Consider the following 20,269-nt stretch of genomic DNA (forward strand, 5'->3'; position numbering starts at 1 on the left):
TCCCACCCCTGATGGAATGTCAGAGCGCCGGTCTTTGCAAGTCACGGAATCGAAATGGCGCCGGTCTGGGCGCGAGTGCCTGATTATTGGGCGGAACTCGCCCCTTCCGCCCGGCGCGGACGCGCCTTATCCTTGCGGCATGGTTCAGCCCCGATTCATCCATCTGCGCGTGCACAGCGAATATTCGCTCCTTGAAGGGGCGGTGCATGCCAAGCAGATCATCAAGCTGTGCGACAAGGCGAAGATGCCCGCCGTCGCGCTGACCGATACCAATGTCATGTTCGGCGCCTTCGAGTTTTCGAGCTATGCGACCGAGGCGGGATTGCAGCCGATCGTCGGTTGCCAGCTGGCGCTGACGGTCGAGGAAACGCGCCCGGGCGACCGGCCGAAGACCCCGGCGCCCGTCGTGCTGCTGGCGCAGAACGAAGAGGGCTATTTCAGCCTGATGGCGCTGTCGACCTGCATGTACAGCGACAACCGGGGCATGATCCCGCAGGTGACGCTGGAACAATTGGCCGCCCATGCGGAAGGGCTGATCTGTCTGACGGGCGGGCCGGGCGGGCCGGTGGGAAAGCTGGTGCAGGGCGGGCAGGCGCCGAAGGCGCGGGCCTATATGGAGAGGCTGGCGGAGATCTTTCCGGACCGGCTTTATGTCGAATTGCAGCGCCATCCGGGCGAGGGCGGGCGGCTGATGGAGGGCGAACGCGCGACCGAGCGCGCCTTTGTCGAGATGGCCTATGACATGGGCCTGCCGCTGGTGGCGACCAATGACGTCTATTTCCCCACCGCCGACATGTATGAGGCGCATGACGCGATGCTGTGCATCGCCGATGGCGCCTATGTCGATCAGGCCGAGCCGCGCCGCCGCCTGACGCCGCAGCACTACTTCAAGTCCGAAGCCGAGATGTGCGCGCTTTTCGCCGATCTGCCCGAGGCCTTGGAGAATACCGTCGAGATCGCGCGGCGCTGCGCCTTCGCCGTGACCAAGCGCAAGCCGCTGTTGCCGAAATTCGCCCCCGACGAGGTGGAGGAACTGCGCCGTCAGGCGTGGGACGGGCTCAAGCGCCGGCTGGACGTGATCCCCCATGCGGTGCCCGTCGCGGAATACGAGGAACGGTTGCGGTTCGAGCTGGGCATCATCGAGCAGATGGGCTTTCCGGGCTATTTCCTGATCGTTGCCGATTTCATCAAATGGGCCAAGGCGCATGACATTCCGGTGGGGCCGGGGCGGGGTTCGGGCGCGGGCTCGCTCGTCGCCTATGCGCTGACGGTCACCGACCTCGACCCGATCCGCTTTTCGCTGCTGTTTGAACGGTTCCTGAACCCCGAGCGCGTCTCGATGCCCGACTTCGACATCGACTTCTGCATGGACCGGCGGGAAGAGGTGATCAAATACGTCCAGCACAAATACGGGGCGGAAAAGGTCGGGCAGATCTCGGCCTTCGGGGCGCTCTTGTCCAAGGCGGCAGTGCGCGACGTGGGCCGCGTGTTGCAGATGTCCTACGGGCAGGTCGACAAGCTGGCCAAGATGATCCCGCTGGAAGGGGTGAAGCCGGTTTCGATCCAGAAGGCGCTGGCGGATGAGCCGCGCCTGCGCGAGGCCGCGAAGAACGAGGAGGTCGTGGGCCGTCTGCTCGGCTATGCCCAGCAGGTCGAGGGGCTGTTGCGCAACGCCTCGACCCATGCCGCGGGGGTGGTGATCGGGGACCGGCCGCTGAACCGGCTGGTGCCCCTGTATCAGGATCCGCGATCCGACTGGCCTGCCACCCAGTACAACATGAAATGGGTGGAAAAGACCGGGTTGATCAAGTTCGACTTCCTCGGGCTCAAAACGCTGACGGTGATCCAGAACGCGGTGAATCTGGTGCTGAAGTCGGGGCGGCCTTTGCATGTCGATGCGGCGGGCAACACGCTCTATGAACCGGCCGAGGGGGCGGAAAACCTGATCGGCGCGATCCCGATCGACGACGCCAAGACCTATGACCTTTATACCAAGGCCCATACCGTCGCCGTGTTCCAGGTGGAATCCACCGGCATGATGGATGCGCTGCGGCGCATGAAGCCCACCTGCATCGAGGATATCGTGGCGCTCGTGGCGCTGTATCGCCCCGGCCCGATGGAGAATATCCCTGTCTATTGCGAGGTCAAACACGGGCTGCGGCCGCTGGAATCCCTGCATCCGACCATCGACCCAATCCTGAAAGAAACGCAGGGCATCATCGTCTATCAGGAACAGGTGATGCAGATCGCGCAGGTCATGGGGGGCTATTCGCTTGGCGGCGCCGACCTCTTGCGCCGCGCCATGGGCAAGAAGATCGCCGAGGAAATGGCGAAGGAGCGGCCGAAGTTCATCGAAGGCGCCAAGAAGACCCACGGGATCGACGCGAAAAAGGCCGGTGAAGTCTTTGACCTTCTGGAGAAATTCGCGAACTACGGGTTCAACAAGTCGCACGCAGCCGCCTATGCGATCGTGTCCTACCAGACCGCCTGGATGAAGGCGAACCACCCCGTCGAATTCATGGCGGGCGTGATGAACTGCGATATCCATCTGACCGACAAGCTGGCGACCTACATGGGCGAGGTGCGCCGCGCGCTGAATATCGAGGTGGTGCCGCCCTGCGTGAACCGTTCTATCGCCACGTTCGACGTGGTGGACCAGAAGCTGGTCTATGCACTCGGCGCGCTGAAGAACGTGGGCGTCGAGGCGATGAACCTGATCGTCAACGCCCGCAACGGCGAGCCTTTCGCCGATCTCTTCGATTTCGCGCGGCGGTGCGACCTGAAACGGATCGGCAAGCGGCCGATGGAAATGCTCGCCCGCGCGGGGGCCTTCGACCAGATCGACCCGAACCGCAAACGCGTGTTCGAAAGCATCGAAAGCCTGATGGCATGGTCGGCGGCGGTGATCGAGGCGAAGACCTCGGCGCAGGTGTCGCTGTTCGGCGATGCGGGCGACGATCTGCCGCCGCCGCGTCTGGCCGATACCGACGACTGGCTGCCCGCCGAACGTCTGGCCGAGGAACACAAGGCCATCGGCTTCTACCTTTCCGGCCATCCGCTGGACGATTACCTGCCCGCGCTGAAACGCAAGAAGGTGCTGACCTTCGCCGAGGTGCAGGACAAGGCGCAGAACGGCCCCTTCATCGGCAAGATCGCCGGTCAGGTCGCGGTGCGGCAGGAACGCAAATCGGCCAAGGGCAACCGCTTCGCCTTCGTCTCGCTGTCCGATCCGACGGGGCCGTTCGAGGTGACGGTGTTTTCCGACACGCTGGAAGCGACGCGGCAGTTCCTCGAACCCGGGCAGGGGGTGATCCTGACAGTCAAGGTCGATGTCGAGGGCGAGACGGTCAAGATGCTGGCGCAGGGCGCGCAGCCGATCGATTCCGTCACGCAGGATGCGGGGGCGACGGGGCTGATGATCCATGTCGACACGCCCGAGGCGATCGGCTCCATCGCCGCGCTGCTGCAAAGGCTGTCGGATGAGGGCAAGGTCCGGTCCCGGGGGCCGATCCATTTCTCGGTCACCGATCCCGCCTCGGGCAACCGCTTCACGCTGAACGCCGGGGCGGAATTTCCGGTCAATCCGCAGGTCAAGGGCGCGATCCGCAGCCTGCGCGGCGTGGCGATGGTCGAAGAGGTCTGATCCCGTGACGCTTTGGTGACCGGGGCGGGTTTTCGCGTCTTCCCCCTGTCGCCTTCCCGGATCCGCCGCTATGGTGCGCCCAATATCGGAACGGGGGCGTCATGACGGAAAACCATGCGATCGTACAGGCCGGGGACGACGGGCGCGAGGAAGAGGATTACGCGCTCAACCACGAGCTTGTCGAGCGCATCCTCAAGGCCGCGCACGAAGGCGAGGCCGACCGGCTGAAGGCGCTGATGGCGCCGCTGCACGCGGCCGACATCGCCGACCTTCTGGAACAGGTCTCCCCCGCCGAACGGCGCGAGATCCTGCTGCTCTGGGGGTCCGAGATGGACGGCGACGTGCTGTCCGAACTCGACGATTCGATCCGCGAAGAGGTCATCTCGACCCTGCCGAAGCACATCCTTGCCGAGGCGGTGCGGGAGCTGGATTCGGACGATGTGGTCGATCTGATCGAGGATCTGGAAGAACCGCAGCAGGAAGCGATCCTCGGCATTCTGGACGACAGCGACCGTGCGGCGGTCGAACAGTCGCTGACCTATCCGGAATATTCCGCCGGCCGCCTGATGCAGCGCGAGGTGGTGAGCGCCCCGGAATACTGGACGGTGGGCGAGACGATCGATTTCCTGCGCCGCGATCAGGAATTGCCCGATCAGTTCTATCACGTCATCCTTGTCGATCCGGGGCATCATCCGGTGGGCTATGTGACGCTTGGCAAGCTTCTGTCCTCGCGCCGGGACCTGACGCTGAAAAGCATCACCGAGGACAGTTTCCGCACCATCTCCGCCACCCAGCCCGAGGCCGACGTGGCCTATGCCTTCAACCAGTATCACCTGATCTCGGCCCCGGTGGTCGATGACCACGACCGGCTGGTGGGGGTCATCACCATCGACGATGCGATGACGGTCCTTGACGAGGAACACGAGGAAGACATGCTTCGTCTCGCCGGCGTGAACGACGAAAGCCACGTTTCCGACGGGCCGGTGACCACCGCGCGCCAGCGTCTGCCGTGGCTGGTGATCAACCTGTTCACCGCCTCGCTGTCGGCGGTGGTGATCTCGCAGTTCGAGCATACCATCTCTTCGCTGGTGGCGCTGGCGGCGCTGATGCCGATCGTCGCCTCGACCGGCGGGATCGCGGGAACGCAGTCGCTGGCGGTGGCGGTGCGGGCGCTGGCGGCGCGCGACCTGAACGCCTCGAACGCGCGGCGGGTTGTGCGGCGCGAGCTGCTGGCCGGGGTGCTGAACGGGCTGGGGCTGGCGCTGATCCTCGGCATCGCGGGGACGGTGATCTTCGGCGATCCGAAACTTGGCGTGGTGCTCGGCATGGCGATGATCGTGAACCAGATCGTCGCCGCGCTCGGCGGCGTTCTGGTGCCGCTGACGCTGGACCGGATGGGGCTCGACCCGGCGCTGGCCTCGGGAACCTTCGTGACGACGCTGACCGATGTGATGGGCTTCTTCGCCTTCCTCGGTCTTGCGACGCTGGTCCTGCTGTGACCAAGGAGGCCGCGCGCAAGGCGGCCTTCGCGGCCCGCCGGAACGCCCATGCGGCGGGGGCGGGGCAGGGCGCGGCCTGCGATCACCTGACGCGAGCCCTACGGGCTTTCGGCCCGGCGCCGCTTGCCGGCTACATGCCGATCCGGACCGAGCTGGACCCCCGCCCGGTGATGGCCGCGCATCGGGGCCCGGTTGCCGTGCCGGTGGTGACGGCGCCGGGCGCGCCGCTGGAATTCCACCGCTGGCACCCCGACATGCCGATGGTTCCCGGCGCCTTCGGCGCCCCGGTGCCGCAGATCGCGGAGCGGATCACGCCCCGCGTCCTGATCGTGCCGCTGCTGGCCTTCGACCGGCGCGGCTTCCGGCTCGGCTATGGCGGCGGGTTCTACGACCGCACCCTCGAGGCGTTGCGCCGCGCCGGTCCCGTCACCGCCATCGGCTTCGCCTTCGCCGCGCAGGAAATCCCCGTGGTGCCGACCGAGCCGACGGACCAGCCCCTCGACCTGATCGTGACCGAGAACGGCGTCCTCATCCCCGCGCAAGCCTGATCCTGCTGCCGTCGTTTTTCCATAAATATCCCAGGGGTGAATTGGCCGCAGGCCAAGAGGGGGCAGCGCCCCCTGCCGACGCAAACAGGGGCGCTGCCCTCTTGCACTGATGCCCGGCGTGGCCACGGTCCGCGCGATCGCCGGGGCACGTCCTTCCACCGGAAGGCCGCTGGCTCCCGGCAACAGGGGCGCTGCCCTCTTGCACTGATGCCCGGCGCGGCCACGGACCGCGCGTTCGCCAAGGGCACGTCCTTCCACCGGAAAGCCGCTTTCCCCGGCTCACCTTGGGATATTTATGCAAGAACCGACGGCAAATGATTTGCCCTTTCGCGGCATTGGGCCTATGGCCTTCCGCCATGAAAATGCTTTTCCTCGGGGATGTCATGGGGCGCGCCGGGCGCGCTGCCATTCAGGAACGCCTGCCGAAGTTGCGGGCCGATCTCGGGCTGGATTTCGTCGTGGTGAACGGGGAAAACGCCTCGGGCGGCATGGGGCTGACGGGGGATCATGCGAAACTGATCCTTGCCGCGGGCGCGGATGTGGTCACGCTTGGCGACCATGCCTTCGACCAGAAGGACATGCTGCGCTTCATCGAGACCGAGCCGCGCATCATCCGTCCGCTGAACTATGCGAAAGAGGCGCCGGGGCGCGGCGCGCGGCTGTTCGAGGACCGGCGTGGCCGCAAGGTTCTGGTGACGCAGGTGCTGGGGCAGGTGTTCATGAAACGGCCCTTCGACGATCCCTTCTCGGCGGTGGATGCGGTCTTGCGGGCGCATCCTCTGGGCGGGATGGCGCAGGCCATCCTTGTCGATGTGCATTGCGAGGCGACATCCGAGAAGATGGCGATCGGGCATTGGTGCGACGGGCGGGCCTCGGTCGTCGTCGGCACGCATACCCATGTGCCGACGGCCGATGTGACGGTCCTGTCGGGCGGCACGGCCTATATGACCGATGCCGGCATGTGCGGCGACTATGATTCCGTCATCGGCATGGACAAGGCCGAACCGATGCGCCGCTTCATCACCGGCATGGTGCGCGAACGCTTCACCCCCGCGAGCGGCGAGGCGACGCTGAGCGGCATCTATGTCGAGACGGACGACCGCACCGGCAAGGCGAAACTGGCGAAACCCCTGCGCATCGGCGGCCGTCTGCCCGAGGCGTGGCCGATCTGACCAATCCTCGATCTGACCGGCCCCCGGCCTGACCCCGGCCGGGATCAGAATTCCTCGTAGGTCGCGGGATCCTGTCCCTTGGTGCGGCCATCGGGACGGGCAAGCGTCGCGATGCGGGCCATGTCATCCTCGGTCAGCTCGAAATCGAAGATCGAGCGGTTCTCGATCTGCCGCGTGGCGGAGGAGGATTTCGGCACCGGCGCCGCGCCGATCTGCAGATGCCAGCGCAGGATCACCTGCCCGACGCTGCGCCGCAGCCGCGCCGCGATGTCCAGCAGGATCGGCTCCTGCAGGATCGAATTGGCCCGGCCGAGCGGGCTCCAGCTCTGCGTGACGATGCGATGCGCCTTGTCATAGGCGCGCTGTTCGTCCTGCGGGAAATAAGGGTGCAGCTCGACCTGATTCAGCACCGGGGTCACGCCGGTCTTTTCGATCAGCCGGTCGATATGTTCGGGCAGGAAGTTGCACACGCCGATCGACTTCACATAGCCGCGCTTGCGCGCCTCGATCAGGGCTTCCCATGCCTCGACATACAGCCCCTGTCGCGGGTTCGGCCAGTGGATCAGGTAGAAGTCGTAGTAATCCAGTTGCGCGCGGTAGAGCGATTCCTCGACCGTCGCGATCGCCTCGTCGAAATGCTGGTGCCGGCCGGGCAGTTTCGAGGTGATGCGCAGTTCGTCGCGCGGCACGCCCGACTTGCGCACCGCCATGCCGAGCGCGCCCTCGTTCTCGTAGTTGAAGGCGGAATCCAGCAGGTGGTAGCCATTGCGGATCGCGCTGACGATGGCCTCGACCCCGTCCGCGCCATTCAGTTTGTAGGTCCCGAAGCCGAGCACGGGCATCGTATGTCCATCGTTCAGGGTCAGGTCCGGAATCCGGCTGTCGATCATCATGCACTCCTTCCGTTCCATTTTGGCCGTTCCGTTGCGGTCCGTTCCGTCATGTAGCGCGATCGGGAATATGGCAATCGCGCGACGGCGCCGGGCGCGGTGTTGTGAAGCGGCCCGGCGTCATTGCGCCGCCTGCGCCGGTGTGGCGACCCCGCCGGTGCGCACCGAAGACACCAGACGATGCACGAACCCCAGCTTTTCCTGCACCGGCAGGGGCAGGGCGAAGGGGTAGCTGTCCGACTGCCCCATCGAGCGGTTCAGCGCGTTCAGCGCCACGGTCAGCGGCATCCATGCGGCGATCAGCCGTTCGGCCTTGCGCACCCGGTAGGGGTCGAAGTCGATGTCGGCCGACATCTCGCCCTCGTCGTCGATATCGGGGTCGATATGCATGCCGAAGGCCGCCGCGGTTTCCAGCGTGTCGATCATGTGCAGGTAATGCGCCCATGTCTCGGCCCAGTCCTCCCACGGGTGCATCGTCGCGTAGGAGGACACGAAATGCAGCGGCCAGTCGGGCGGCGCGCCGTTCAGGTAATGGTTCTGCAATGCCTGTCCGTAATCGGCCCGTTCGTCGCCGAACATCTCGCGGAACGGTTCCAGCGCGCCGCCGTCGCGCACGAGGATATCCCAGTAGTAATGGCCGACCTCATGGCGGAAATGGCCAAGGAGGGTGCGGTAGTTCTCGCCCATCTCGGTGCGCATCTTTTCGCGGATGGCATCGTCGGCCTCGGTCAGGGCGATGGTGACGACGCCATCGGCATGGCCGGTCAGCACCCTTTGCGCCGCATCCGGCGGATCGGCGAGGAAGTCGAAGACCAGCGGCTCCGGATGGCCGTCGCCCGCCACCGGCATCGGCAGGCCAAGGTGGATCAGCGTGTAGATCAGCCGCCGCTTGGCCGCCTCGATCTTCAGCCATTTCTCCATGTTGCCCGGATCCGACAGGTCGGGCACCGTGCGGTTGTGGCGGCAGGCGAGGCAATATTCGTCATGCGCATCCTCTTTCGTCGCGGGGACCATCCAGTTGCAGGCGCTCAGTTCCCAGTTCTTGCAAAAGCGCCAGCGGTCGGGGCCGGGCATGGTGCCGGGCAGGGAACCGTCGGGCAGGGCGGCGGACCAGACCGGGCCATCCGGCTCGACGGCGATCATCTCGTCCTTTTCCGGGGCGTAGCCCAGCTTGCGTCCGCAGCGCAGGCATTCGGTGTTTTCGAAATGCAGAACCTGCCCGCAGCATTGGCATTGAAACAACTTCACGGCGACCTCCTGATCGAACCGGTAACGAAACCCATGCCGCTACATTGCGTGACTATACGCCCGGGTTCCACGGTCTTGCAAAGTTATCGGCGGCCCGTTGCGGGGCCGCCTCTGCCGTCAGTGGCTGGAGGCCAGCAGCGCGGCATTGCCGCCGGCCGCCGTGGTGTCGACGCAGAGGTGCCGTTCATGCAGCACATGGGCGGCATCCGGGCGCGCGGTGATCAGCGGCACGATCGGCCCCGCGCGGCGCGCCAGCGCCTGCGCAAAGGCGCGCCCGGTTTCCGCATCGCCCCACCAGATCGCGGCCGAGAAACCGGCGAGCGTTTCCAGCGCACCGGGTGCCACCGCACCCTCGGCCTTGACCGCCCGCCCGCCAAGCGCCGTCACCGCCGAGGCCTGTTCCGCCTCCGCCGCAGCACCGGGGCCAAGGCACAGGACCGGCGGACGGGCGAGGAAGGACAGACGGTCGAGTTCCCCGGTCGGGCCGGGCATGTCCAGAGGCGCGCGCCCCGTCCCGGCCGGAGCCGCCGCCAGACGCCCCGCCAGCGCCGCGGGTTCGACCTCGGGGCCGGTTTCGGCGGCGGCGGTGGTGGCGCCGACCGGCTCGGCCAGACGCGCGAGATACAGGGGTCCGCCCGCCTTCGGCCCGGTGCCCGAAAGCCCCTCGCCGCCGAAGGGCTGCGAGCCCACGACCGCGCCGATCTGGTTGCGGTTGACGTAAAGATTGCCCGCCTCGACCGAGCCCGCGACTTCCTGCACGCGGGAATCGATCCGCGTGTGCAGGCCGAAGGTCAGGCCGTAGCCGGTGGCGTTGATCGCCTCGATCACCTGCGGGATTTCGCCCGCGCGCCAGGTGGCGACATGCAGCACGGGGCCGAAGATTTCGCGTTCCATCTCGGCGATGCCGCTGACGCGGATCAGGGTGGGGGGGACGAAGAGGCCGGCTTCGGGCGTGTCCAGACGGTGCAGGATCTGGCCCTTCTTCGCCGTCAGATAGGCGTCGATCCCGGCCTTCGCCTCGGCGTCGATCACCGGGCCGACGTCGGTGGTCAGCTCCCACGGATCGCCAAGCGTCAGCAGGTCCATCGCGCCGGTGAGCATCTCGATCAGCTTGTCGGCCACATCCTCCTGCACATACAGGCAGCGCAGCGCCGAACAGCGTTGCCCGGCAGAGCGGAAGGCCGAGGCGACGATGTCACGCACCGCCTGTTCCGGCAGCGCGGTCGAATCGACGATCATCGCGTTCAGCCCGCCGGTTTCCGCGATCAGCGGCGCACCGGGCGCGAGGTTTTCCGCCATCGCCTTGCGGATCGCCCGCGCCGTATCGGTCGAGCCGGTGAACACCACCCCCGCGATGCGCGGGTCCGAGGTGAGCGCCCGCCCCACCGTTTCCCCGTCCCCCGGCAGCAGTTGCAGCGCATCCACAGGCACCCCGGCCCGATGCAGGAGCCCCACCGCCATCGCGGCGATCAGCGGCGTCTGTTCCGCGGGTTTCGCCAGAACCGCATTGCCATCCGCCAGCGCCGCGGCGATCTGCCCGGTGAAGATCGCCAGCGGGAAGTTCCACGGGCTGATCGCCGTCACAAGACCGATGGGCTCGGGATTCGCGGCCTCGGCCTCATGCGCGTAATAGCGCAGGAAATCGCAGGCTTCCCGCAGTTCGGCCACCGCATCGCCAAGCGTCTTGCCCGCCTCGCGCGCCAACGCCGCGAAAAGGGGGCCGAAGTCTTCCTCATACAGATCCGCCGCGCGGCGCAGGATCTCGGCGCGTTCCGCGACCGGCGCCTGCCAGAGCACGGCGCCCGCGATCGCCGCCTCGACGGTGGCCGCATCGGCCTCGGTCACCTCGGCGATCGTCTCGCCCGTCGCGGGGTTGGTCACCGGGCGGGTGGTGCCGCCCGCCGTGCCGGAGGCGATGATCGGCGCTGCATCGGGCAGCGCCGTGTCGCGGGCGGCCGCGATCCGGGCCAGAACCTCGCTGTCGCTCAGATCGAAGCCCTTCGAGTTCTTGCGCACCGGCTCGAACAGCTCGGCCGGATCGCGCAGCGCCGCGGGCGGCTGCGCCGTGGCAAGCTGCTCGAACGGGTCCTGCGCGATGGTTTCGGGGGCGATATTCTCGTCGACGATCTGATGCACGAAGGAGGAGTTCGCGCCGTTCTCCAGAAGCCGCCGCACCAGATAGGCCAGCAGGTCGCGATGCGCGCCGACGGGCGCATAGATCCGGCAGCGGCCCTTGGTTTCACGCAGCACGATGTCATGCAGCCTTTCGCCCATGCCATGCAGGCGCTGGAATTCGAACGGCCGCCCCTCGGCCAGTTCGAGGATGGTCGAGACGGTATGCGCGTTATGCCCGGCGAATTGCGGATAGATCCGGTCCGACAGGCCGAACAGCTTCTGCGCGAGGCAGGCATAGCTGACATCCGTCTGCACTTTTGACGTATAGAGCGGGAAGCCCGGATGCCCTTCCATCTGTGCGACCTTCATCTCGCTGTCCCAGTAGGCGCCCTTCACCAGCCGGATGTTCAGCTTCTGGTCGTAGCGCCCGGCCATCGCGTAAAGCGCGTCGATCGCGGCGCCGGCGCGCTTGCCATAGGCCTGCACGACGATGCCCATCCCGTCCCAGCCGCGCAACGTCGGGTCCGACAGCACCGCGTCGATGACCTTGAACGAGAGCGTCAGGCGGTTCTGTTCCTCGGCGTCGACATGGATGCCGATGCCGCGATCCTTCGCCATGTGGACGAGCTTCGACACCACCGGCACCAGCTCCGCCATCACCCGCGCTTCCTGCGCCACCTCATAGCGCGGATGCAGCGCCGACAGCTTGATCGAGATGCCGGGATTCGCGGTGACCGAGCCATGCGTCGCCACCTTGCCGATCGCCTCGATCGCGCGTTCGTAGTCGCGCGCGTAGCGGGCGGCGTCGGCCGCGGTCATCGCCGCCTCGCCCAGCATGTCGTAGCTATAAGTGAAGCCGACGGCTTCCAGCTCCTTGGCGTTGTCGAGCGCCTGTTCGATGGTCTGGCCCAGAACGAACTGGCGGCCCATCTCCTTCATCGCGCGGCCCACGGCGGCGCGGATCACCGGCTCGCCCAGACGCTTGATCGCGCCGCGCAGCACGCCCGCCATGCCCGGCGCGTCGTCGTCCAGCACCTTGCCCGTCAGCAGCAGCGCCCAGGTCGAGGCATTGACCAGCGACGAGGCCGCTTGCCCAAGATGCCGGCCCCAGTCGGCGGGGGCGATCTTGTCCTCGATCAGCGCGTCGATGGTGCTGTTGTCGGGCACGCGCAGCATCGCCTCGGCCAGACACATCAGGGCGATTCCCTCGCGCGTGGACAGCCCGTATTCGGCCAGGAATTTCTCCATCAGCCCCGGATTGGCGCTGGACCGGATGCGCCGGATCAGCCCGGCGGCATTGGCGGCGATCTTCGCGCGGGTGTCGGCGGGGATCGCGGCGTCGGCGATGAGGCGGTCAAGGATCTCGCGTTCAGGTGCGAATTTCGCGGCCTCGCCTTCGAGCGCATCCAGTTCGGGAAATGAGGTGGGGGGCATGTCGGTTCTCCTGTTCAGGGCAATCTACACAGGTTTCCCTGGGCCTTTCGCCCGAAGATGATATGTATCATGGTCCGATCGACCAATTTGACGCAAGAGGACAGGCCGAATGACTGTTGAGCTGGACGCGATAGACCGCCGGATCCTTGCCGCGCTGGTGCGTGACGCGCGCCAGCCCGTGGCCGAGATCGCCCGCCATGTCGGCCTGTCGAAAACCCCGGTCGCGCAAAGGATCCGCCGGCTTGAGGACGGCGGCTTCATCACCGGCTACCGGGCCGAGCTGAGCCCCGCGCGCCTCGGCCTGACCCATGTGGCCTTCGTCGAGGTGCGGCTGTCCGACACCCGCGAATCGGCGCTGCGCAAGTTCAACATCGCGGTGCGGGCGATTCCCGAGATCGAGGAATGCCACATGATCGCGGGGGGATTCGACTATCTGCTGAAGGTGCGCTCGCACGATATCGCGGATTACCGCCGGGTGATGGGGGAACGGATCTCGGCGCTGCCCTATGTCAACGCGACCTCGACCTATGTGGCGATGGAAACGGTGTTCGAGGCCGGCAACAAGACCGCCGACATGATCTGATGCCTCTTGCATGGCAGGGGCGCGGCAGGTATCAACGCCGCAGCGCGGGTGTTGTGTAGTGGTAAGACCTTAGCCTTCCAAGCTAATGACGCGGGTTCGATTCCCGCCACCCGCTCCAGTCTCTTTCCCCGGAGGTTTTCGATCCGGGGCACACGATCGCGTCATCCTTGCCGTAAGTTTGCTCCGGGGCTTTATCCAGAAGCCGCCGGGTGCGATCTGGTGATTGTCCTGCGCTGCGCCATGTGCTAAACACATCTCGGCATTGTCGTTGTCGTTACTGATCCTTCACGGTCCAGCATTCGAACATCTGCTGTGCCAAGCTGCCGCAATGAAGCGGGCAGACTGATTGAAGAAGGATATACACGAGATGGCCACCGGCACCGTGAAATGGTTCAACTCTACCAAAGGCTACGGCTTCATCGCGCCGGAAAATGGCGGGGCTGATGTGTTCGTTCACATCTCCGCCGTGGAACGCGCCGGGCTGCGCGGCCTGAACGACGGCCAGGCTGTCAGCTTCGAGCTGGAAACCGGCCGCAATGGCAAGCAATCGGCCGTCAACCTGAAGATCGCCTGATCTTCGGTCGACCCGATGTAGCGGAGCCGCCCCCCGGGCGGCTCTTTTCGTTTGTGTTTCAGGCTTTCCCGGGCCGCGATCGCGCGACGCGGCGAAAGGCCAGCAGCGACAGGAACAGCACGCCGGCGGCGATGAAATAGGCCATGTCCGGGGACCGGAACGGCGCCGCGTCGGACAGGAAATAGCCGAAGATCTGCGTGAAAAACAGCGTCCCCGTCACCATCGCAAGGTTCATCAGCGCCGAGATCCCGCCCTGCAACGCGCCCTGCGCGCTTTCGGGCACGGCGCGCGACATCAGCGCGCTGAACATCGGATAGACGAATCCCTCGGGCGCGTGCAGCACCAGCAGCAGCGAGACGGTGGCGATGCCGGTGGCGAATCCGTAGCCGACGCAGACCACGACGCCCACCACAAGCCCGATCAGCGCCACCCGCCATTCGCCGAATCGGTTGACCATCGGGCCGGTCAGCGTGCCCTGCACCAGCGCCATCACCAGCCCGAAGGCGGCGAGGCTCAGCCCGACCATGATCTCGGACCAGCCGAATTTGGCGATGCCCCAGAAGGCCCAGATCGCCGGATAGACGGCCGAGCCGAACAGGTAGATGAACAGCACCGCCGCAAGGCCCAGCACCCCGGGATGCTGGCGGAACACCAGCAGCACGCCGAGCGGATTGGCCTCGCGCCAGCGGAAGCGGCGGCGCTTTTCGGGGGGCAGGGTCTCGGGCAGGGCGATCAGGCCAAAGATGAAATTGGCGAGAGCCAACGCCGCGGCGACCCAGAACGGCACCCGCGGGCCGAAGGCACCCAGCAGGCCGCCAAGCGCCGGGCCGAGCACGAAGCCCAGCCCGAAGGCCGCCCCGATCCAGCCGAAGGCGCGGGCGCGCTGTTCCGGCGCGGTGACATCGGCGATCAGCGCATTGGCGATGACAAAGGACGATCCGCAGATCCCGGCGATGATCCGCCCGACGAACAGCCACAGCAGCGAGGGCGCGACCGCGTGCAGGATATAGTCCACCCCCAGCCCGCCGATCGCCGCCAGCAGCAGCGGCCGCCGCCCGATCCGGTCCGACAGCGCCCCCGCCAGCGGCGCGCACAGGAACTGCGCAAGGCTGAACGAGGCAAACAGCCAGCCGCCGATTCGCGCCGCATCGTCCAGCCCGATATGGCCCACTTCCTCGATCAGCCGCGGCAGCACCGGCAGGATCAGGCCGAGGCCCGCGATGTCGATGAACACGACCAGAAGGGCGAACGGGATGGCGCGGCGCGAAGCGGCCGTTGGCGTTACGGAGGTCATGGAAGATCCTGTCAGATGGGCAGCAGTCGTTCGGCCAACTCTGGCAGTTCCGCGTAATAGTTCAGCAATGCCTCGGGGGCAAGGCGGGCGATGTCGCGCCCCTCGGGGCCGAAGGTCACCAGAACGCTGGCGACGCCCGCATTTCGTGCGGTGTCGCGGTCCGTCGCCGTGTCGCCGATGAGGAAGGAGCGGGCCACCGTGCCGCCCGCCCCCTCGACCGCGGCGCGGTAGGGTGTGGGGTCGGGCTTGCGCACCGGCAGCGTATCCGCCCCGATCAGCGCCCCGAACAGATCCGCGATGCCCAGATCGGCGACCAGCCTGCGGGCGTGCCATTCCGGCTTGTTGGTGCAGATGGCGGTGCGGAACCCCTGCGCGCGCAACGCCTCGACCGCCGCGAGGGCGCCGGGGTAAAGCGTCGTGTGGCGGCAGATGTCTTCGGCGTAGAAATCCAGAAGTTTCGGGAAATCCTCCTCGACGATGTCATCCGTCAGCCCCGCGCGCCCGGATCCCAGCCGCAGCATCGCCCGCCCGCCGTGAAAGGCGGTCAGCGCATCGGCCTGAGGATCGAGCAGATCGCCCAGCCCGCGCGCCCGGAAACAGGCATTCGCCGCCGCGATCAGATCGCCCGAGGTGTCGGCCAGCGTGCCGTCGAGGTCGAAAACCACCGTATCGGTTCCGTTGCGCATCTTCCTGCCGTCTCCTGCCTTGCCGTAACACCGCGAAAGATAGTGTGATGGACATAGCCTTGCGGCCAGATAGGGTATCGGTAAAACGGCTGCGAGCAGAAGAAAAGGCATCAACATGGCCATTGCGCTGATCGTTCTCGCCGCGGGACAGGGCACCCGCATGAATTCCGACCTGCCGAAGGTGCTGCACCGGATCGGGGCCGCGCCGCTGATCGCGCATGCGCTGGCGGCGGGGCGGGCGCTGGACCCGGAACGGGTGATCGTCGTCGCCGGCCACGGCGCGGACCGGGTGACGGGCGCGGTTGCGAAGATCGACCCGGAGGCCGAGGTGGTCTTGCAGACCGAACAGCTTGGCACCGGCCACGCGGTGGCGCAGGCGCTGCCGGCGCTGGCGGGGTTCGAGGGGCGGGTGATCGTGCTCTATGGCGACACGCCCTTCATCCGGCCCGAGACGCTCGAACGTCTGGCCGAGGCGCCGGCCGATGTGACCGTGCTGGGCTTCGAGGCCGCCGATCCCGGCCGCTACGGGCGGCTGATCGCGCAGGGCACGGCGCTGGAGCGGATCGTCGAATACAAGGATGCGACGGATGAGGAATGCGCCGTAACGCTTTGCAATTCCGGCGTGATCGCCTGCGATGCCGAGATACTGGCGGAGCTTGTTTCCGAACTTGGCAACGACAATGCGGCCGGGGAATATTACCTGACCGACATCATCGCCGCCGCCCGCGAAAGGGGCCTGACGGCCGAGGTCGTCACCTGCCCGGAGGAGGAGACGCTCGGCATCAACACCCGCGCCGAGCTCGCCCGCGCCGAGGCGTTGTTCCAGCGCCGCAGCCGCGCCGAGGCGCAGGAGAACGGCGTGACGATGGTCGACCCGGAGACGGTGTATTTCGCGCTCGACACCTATCTGGGCCGCGATGTGACGGTCGGCCCGCATGTCGTCTTCGGCCCCGAGGTGACGGTGGAATCCGGCGCGGCGATCGAGGCGTTCTGCCATCTGGAAGGCTGCCACATCTCGCGCGGGGCGACGATCGGGCCGTTCGCCCGGCTGCGCCCCGGTGCCGAACTGGCCGAGGATGTGCATGTCGGCAATTTCGTCGAGGTGAAGAACTCGATCCTGGGCGAGGGGGTCAAGGTCGGCCATCTGACCTATCTGGGCGATGCCGATGTGGGCGAGGGCACGAATATCGGCGCGGGCACGGTGACCTGCAACTATGACGGCGTGTTCAAGCACCGCACCACGATCGGCGCCCATGCCTTCATCGGTTCGGACACGATGCTGGTCGCGCCGGTGACGGTGGGCGACGGGGCGCTGACGGGTTCGGGCTCGACCATCACGCAGGACGTGCCGCCCGGCGCGCTGGCGCTTGGCCGGGCGCGGCAGGTGGTGAAGCCGGGCCTTGCGACGAAGCTGTTCGAGATGCTGCGCGCGAAGAAGTCAGCTCTGAAGAAAGGCGCGTAACCATGTGCGGAATCATCGGAATTCTGGGGCATCACGAAGTCGCCCCGCAACTGGTCGAGGCGCTGAAGCGGCTGGAATACCGCGGCTATGACTCGGCCGGGATCGCCACGGTGAACCACGGCCATCTGGAACGGCGGCGCGCGGTGGGCAAGCTGGCCAATCTGTCGGACCTTTTGGTGCATGAACCGCTGCCGGGCAAATCCGGCATCGGCCACACCCGTTGGGCGACGCATGGCGCGGCGACGGTGGTGAATGCGCATCCGCATATCTCGGGCCGGGTCGCGGTGGTCCATAACGGCATCATCGAGAATTTCCGCGAATTGCGCGCGGAACTGGCCGAGGCCGGGCTGATCCCCGAAAGCCAGACCGATACCGAAACCGTCGCCATGCTGACGCGGATGTTCATGGATCGCGGCCTGTCCCCGCGCGAGGCGGCCGTGGCGACGCTGAAGAAGCTCGAAGGGGCCTTCGCGCTCCTGTGGCTGTTCGACGGCGAGGACGATCTGATGATCGCCGCGCGCCGCGGCTCGCCGCTTGCCATCGGTCATGGCCGGGGGGAGATGTATGTGGGCTCGGACGCCATCGCGCTGGCGCCGCTGACCGACCGGATCACCTATCTGGAAGAGGGGGATTACGCCTTCGTCACCCGCGCCGGGGTGGAAATCTTTGACGCCGCCGATCGTCGCGCGAACCGGGCGCAGGTGCGCATCGACCCGGCTTCGGCGCGGGTGGAAAAGGCGGGCTACAAGCATTTCATGGCGAAGGAGATCGCCGAACAGCCCGTCGTTCTGGGCGATGCGCTGGCGCATTACCTGCCCGAAGACCGGATCAACCTGCCGGAAACGCTGGATTTCACCGATCTGGACCGGCTGACGCTGGTCGCCTGCGGCACTGCCTTCTATGCCTGTTCGGTGGCGAAATACTGGTTCGAGCAGATCGCCGGCCTGCCGTGCGAAATCGACGTGGCCTCCGAATTCCGCTACCGCGAGCCGCCCCTGCCGGCCAAGAGCTTCGCCGTCTTCGTCAGCCAGTCGGGCGAGACGGCGGATACCCTCGCCGCGCTGCGCTATTGCCGGGAGAGGGTCGAAAGGACCGTGGCCGTGGTCAATGTCGCCACCTCCTCGATCGCGCGGGAAAGCGATGTGGCGCTGCCGATCCTTGCGGGGGTGGAGGTGGGCGTCGCCTCGACCAAGGCCTTCACCTGCCAGCTTCTGGTGCTTGCGGTGATGGCGCTGAAGGCCGGGGTCGATCGCGGCCGCCTGACGCCCGACGCGCTTGCCGCCCATGTCGAGGCTTTGCGCCACCTGCCGGGGCTGATGAACGCCGCGCTGAGCCTTGCGCCGCAGATCGGCAAGCTGGCGGAGCAGCTTTCGCAGGCGCAGGACATCCTGTTCCTCGGCCGTGGGTCGATGTATCCTCTGGCGCTGGAAGGGGCGCTAAAACTCAAGGAAATCAGCTATATCCACGCCGAAGGTTATGCGGCGGGCGAACTGAAGCACGGCCCCATCGCGCTGATCGACCGCACCGTTCCGGTGATCGTTCTGGCCCCGCATGACCGGCTGTTCGACAAGACCGTCTCGAACATGCAGGAGGTCATGGCGCGCCACGGCAAGGTGCTGCTGATCTCGGATGCCAAAGGGATTGCCAGCGCCTCGGAAGGCAGCTGGGCCACGCTGAAATTGCCCGAAGTGCCCGAACCCTTCGCCCCGATCCTCTATGCGCTGCCCGCACAGCTTCTGGCCTATCACACGGCGATCGCCAAGGGCACGGACGTGGACCAGCCGCGCAATCTGGCGAAATCCGTGACGGTGGAATGAGCCATCGGCGGTGCCCGTGAAACGCGGGCACCGCCGGGGTTACAGCGCGCGCCAGCCGATGTCGTGGCGGAAGAAACCCTCGGGCCAGTCGATCCGGTCGATCAGGGCATAAGCCTCTTCCTGCGCCGCGCGCAGGGTCTCGCCGCGCGCGGTGACGTTCAGCACCCGCCCGCCGGTCGCGACCAGCTTGCCGTCGCGCAGCGCGGTTCCGGCGTGAAAGACCATATGCGCGCTGTCCTCGGGCAGATCGGCAAGGCCGCGGATCTCGCTGCCCTTGAGGTAGGGGCCGGGATAGCCCTTTGCCGCCATCACCACGGTCAGCGCGTGATCCTCGGCCCATTGCACGGAGATCTGGTCCAGACGCCCCTCGGCACAGGCGAGCAGCAGGTCCAGCACCTGCGCGCCGAGCCGCATCATCAGCACCTGACATTCCGGGTCGCCGAAGCGGACGTTGTATTCGACCAGCCGGGCGCGGCCGTTCTCGATCATCAGCCCGGCGTAGAGGACGCCCTGAAACGGCGTGCCGCGGCGCGCCATCTCGGTCACGGTGGGCTGGATGATCTCGTCAAGGACCTGCCGCTGGATCGCATCGGTCAGCACCGGGGCGGGGGAATAGGCGCCCATGCCGCCGGTGTTCGGGCCGGTGTCGCCGTCGCCCACGCGCTTGTGATCCTGCGCGGTGCCGACGGGCAGGATGTTCACCCCGTCCGAGAGGATGAAGAAGCTGGCTTCCTCGCCGGCCATGAATTCCTCGATCACCACCTCGGCGCCGGCCTCGCCGAAGGCGCCGCCGAAGATCTCGTCGATGCCCGCCAGCGCCTCGTCGAGCGTCATGGCGACGATCACGCCCTTGCCCGCGGCAAGGCCGTCGGCCTTGATGACGATGGGCGCGCCCTGTGCGCGGACGTAATCCCTGGCGGCTTCCGCCTCGGCGAAGCGCGCCCAGGCGGCGGTGGGGGCGCCGCAGGCGTCGCAGACTTCCTTGGTGAAGGCCTTGGAGGATTCCAGCCGCGCCGCCGCCGCCGAGGGGCCGAAGGTCAGCACGCCGGCATCCCGCAGCGCATCGGCCACGCCGGCGGCCAGCGGGGCCTCGGGCCCGACGATGACGAAATCGATGGCATTCTGCGCGACGCAGGCCAGCACGGCCGTGGCGTCGCAGGGGTCGAGCGCCGCCAGATCGGCGATCGCGCCGATCCCGGCATTCCCCGGCGCGACGATCAGCCGGTCGCATTTCGGGTTCTGCTTCACCGCCCAGGCCAGCGCATGTTCGCGCCCGCCGCCGCCCAGGATCAGAATGTTCATCG

14 protein-coding genes and 1 tRNA gene are annotated in these 20,269 nt (G+C 66.8%); 9 read left to right on the forward strand and 6 right to left on the reverse strand.

Features of this window, described 5'->3' with window-relative positions; all coding sequences use genetic code 11:
• The first annotated feature begins 139 nt into the window (after nt 1-139).
• The 4 genes from dnaE to D2T30_RS02170 all read left to right on the forward strand — a co-directional run bounded on the left by dnaE (nt 140) and on the right by D2T30_RS02170 (nt 6,862).
• Nucleotides 140-3,643 carry a DNA polymerase III subunit alpha gene (gene dnaE, locus D2T30_RS02155; RefSeq protein ID WP_128207451.1) on the forward strand — a complete coding sequence of 1,168 codons (3,504 nt, stop codon included), beginning with the start codon at nt 140-142 and terminating at the stop codon, nt 3,641-3,643.
• A gap of 101 nt (nt 3,644-3,744) precedes the next feature.
• On the forward strand, nt 3,745-5,142 hold the full coding sequence (gene mgtE / locus D2T30_RS02160) for a magnesium transporter (protein WP_128207452.1): 1,398 nt from the start codon (nt 3,745-3,747) through the stop codon (nt 5,140-5,142).
• Entirely contained in the window at nt 5,139-5,690 is a 552-nt protein-coding gene (locus D2T30_RS02165) for a 5-formyltetrahydrofolate cyclo-ligase (protein ID WP_128207453.1), read from the forward strand. The genes mgtE and D2T30_RS02165 overlap by 4 nt, the downstream gene beginning before the upstream one ends.
• 356 nt (nt 5,691-6,046) lie before the next feature.
• Nucleotides 6,047-6,862, forward strand: coding sequence for a TIGR00282 family metallophosphoesterase (locus D2T30_RS02170; RefSeq protein ID WP_128207454.1), 816 nt, complete (start codon nt 6,047-6,049; stop codon nt 6,860-6,862).
• Nucleotides 6,863-6,906: 44 nt separating this feature from the next.
• Here the strand turns inward: D2T30_RS02170 and D2T30_RS02175 are convergent, their stop codons facing one another.
• The 3 genes from D2T30_RS02175 to putA all read right to left on the reverse strand — a co-directional run bounded on the left by D2T30_RS02175 (nt 6,907) and on the right by putA (nt 12,549).
• The gene (locus D2T30_RS02175; RefSeq protein ID WP_128207589.1) at nt 6,907-7,752 is read right to left on the reverse strand and encodes an aldo/keto reductase; all 846 of its coding nucleotides are present in this window, start codon (nt 7,750-7,752) and stop codon (nt 6,907-6,909) included.
• 120 nt (nt 7,753-7,872) lie between these two features.
• Nucleotides 7,873-9,000: a zinc-binding metallopeptidase family protein gene (locus tag D2T30_RS02180; RefSeq protein WP_128181045.1), complete on the reverse strand. Its 1,128-nt coding sequence runs from the start codon at nt 8,998-9,000 to the stop codon at nt 7,873-7,875.
• Nucleotides 9,001-9,117: 117 nt separating this feature from the next.
• Nucleotides 9,118-12,549 carry a bifunctional proline dehydrogenase/L-glutamate gamma-semialdehyde dehydrogenase PutA gene (gene putA / locus D2T30_RS02185; protein WP_128207455.1) on the reverse strand — a complete coding sequence of 1,144 codons (3,432 nt, stop codon included), beginning with the start codon at nt 12,547-12,549 and terminating at the stop codon, nt 9,118-9,120.
• A gap of 109 nt (nt 12,550-12,658) precedes the next feature.
• Here putA and D2T30_RS02190 point away from each other — a divergent pair, with 109 nt between their 5' ends.
• From D2T30_RS02190 to D2T30_RS02200, 3 genes are all read left to right on the forward strand, one after another.
• Entirely contained in the window at nt 12,659-13,132 is a 474-nt protein-coding gene (locus tag D2T30_RS02190) for an Lrp/AsnC family transcriptional regulator (RefSeq protein ID WP_128207456.1), read from the forward strand.
• A 44-nt stretch (nt 13,133-13,176) separates the two neighbouring features.
• Nucleotides 13,177-13,250: transfer RNA gene (locus D2T30_RS02195), tRNA-Gly, on the forward strand.
• A gap of 249 nt (nt 13,251-13,499) precedes the next feature.
• Nucleotides 13,500-13,706, forward strand: coding sequence for a cold-shock protein (locus D2T30_RS02200; protein WP_128181039.1), 207 nt, complete (start codon nt 13,500-13,502; stop codon nt 13,704-13,706).
• 58 nt (nt 13,707-13,764) lie between these two features.
• Here D2T30_RS02200 and D2T30_RS02205 read toward each other — a convergent pair whose 3' ends face one another.
• Both D2T30_RS02205 and D2T30_RS02210 read right to left on the reverse strand, forming a co-directional pair.
• On the reverse strand, nt 13,765-15,000 hold the full coding sequence (locus D2T30_RS02205; RefSeq protein ID WP_128207457.1) for an MFS transporter: 1,236 nt from the start codon (nt 14,998-15,000) through the stop codon (nt 13,765-13,767).
• Nucleotides 15,001-15,011: 11 nt separating this feature from the next.
• On the reverse strand, nt 15,012-15,686 hold the full coding sequence (locus D2T30_RS02210) for an HAD-IA family hydrolase (RefSeq protein WP_128207458.1): 675 nt from the start codon (nt 15,684-15,686) through the stop codon (nt 15,012-15,014).
• A gap of 115 nt (nt 15,687-15,801) precedes the next feature.
• Here D2T30_RS02210 and glmU point away from each other — a divergent pair, with 115 nt between their 5' ends.
• Entirely contained in the window at nt 15,802-17,148 is a 1,347-nt protein-coding gene (gene glmU, locus D2T30_RS02215) for a bifunctional UDP-N-acetylglucosamine diphosphorylase/glucosamine-1-phosphate N-acetyltransferase GlmU (protein ID WP_128207459.1), read from the forward strand.
• 2 nt (nt 17,149-17,150) lie between these two features.
• Nucleotides 17,151-18,965, forward strand: a complete 1,815-nt coding sequence (glmS, locus tag D2T30_RS02220; RefSeq protein WP_128207460.1) for a glutamine--fructose-6-phosphate transaminase (isomerizing) — start codon at nt 17,151-17,153, stop codon at nt 18,963-18,965.
• A 39-nt stretch (nt 18,966-19,004) separates the two neighbouring features.
• Here the strand turns inward: glmS and purD are convergent, their stop codons facing one another.
• Nucleotides 19,005-20,267, reverse strand: a complete 1,263-nt coding sequence (gene purD, locus D2T30_RS02225; RefSeq protein ID WP_128207461.1) for a phosphoribosylamine--glycine ligase — start codon at nt 20,265-20,267, stop codon at nt 19,005-19,007.
• Between the last annotated feature and the right edge of the window lie 2 nt (nt 20,268-20,269).

Source organism: Paenirhodobacter populi (assembly GCF_004022215.1).
Classification (GTDB): Bacteria; Pseudomonadota; Alphaproteobacteria; order Rhodobacterales; family Rhodobacteraceae; genus Rhodobacter; species Rhodobacter populi.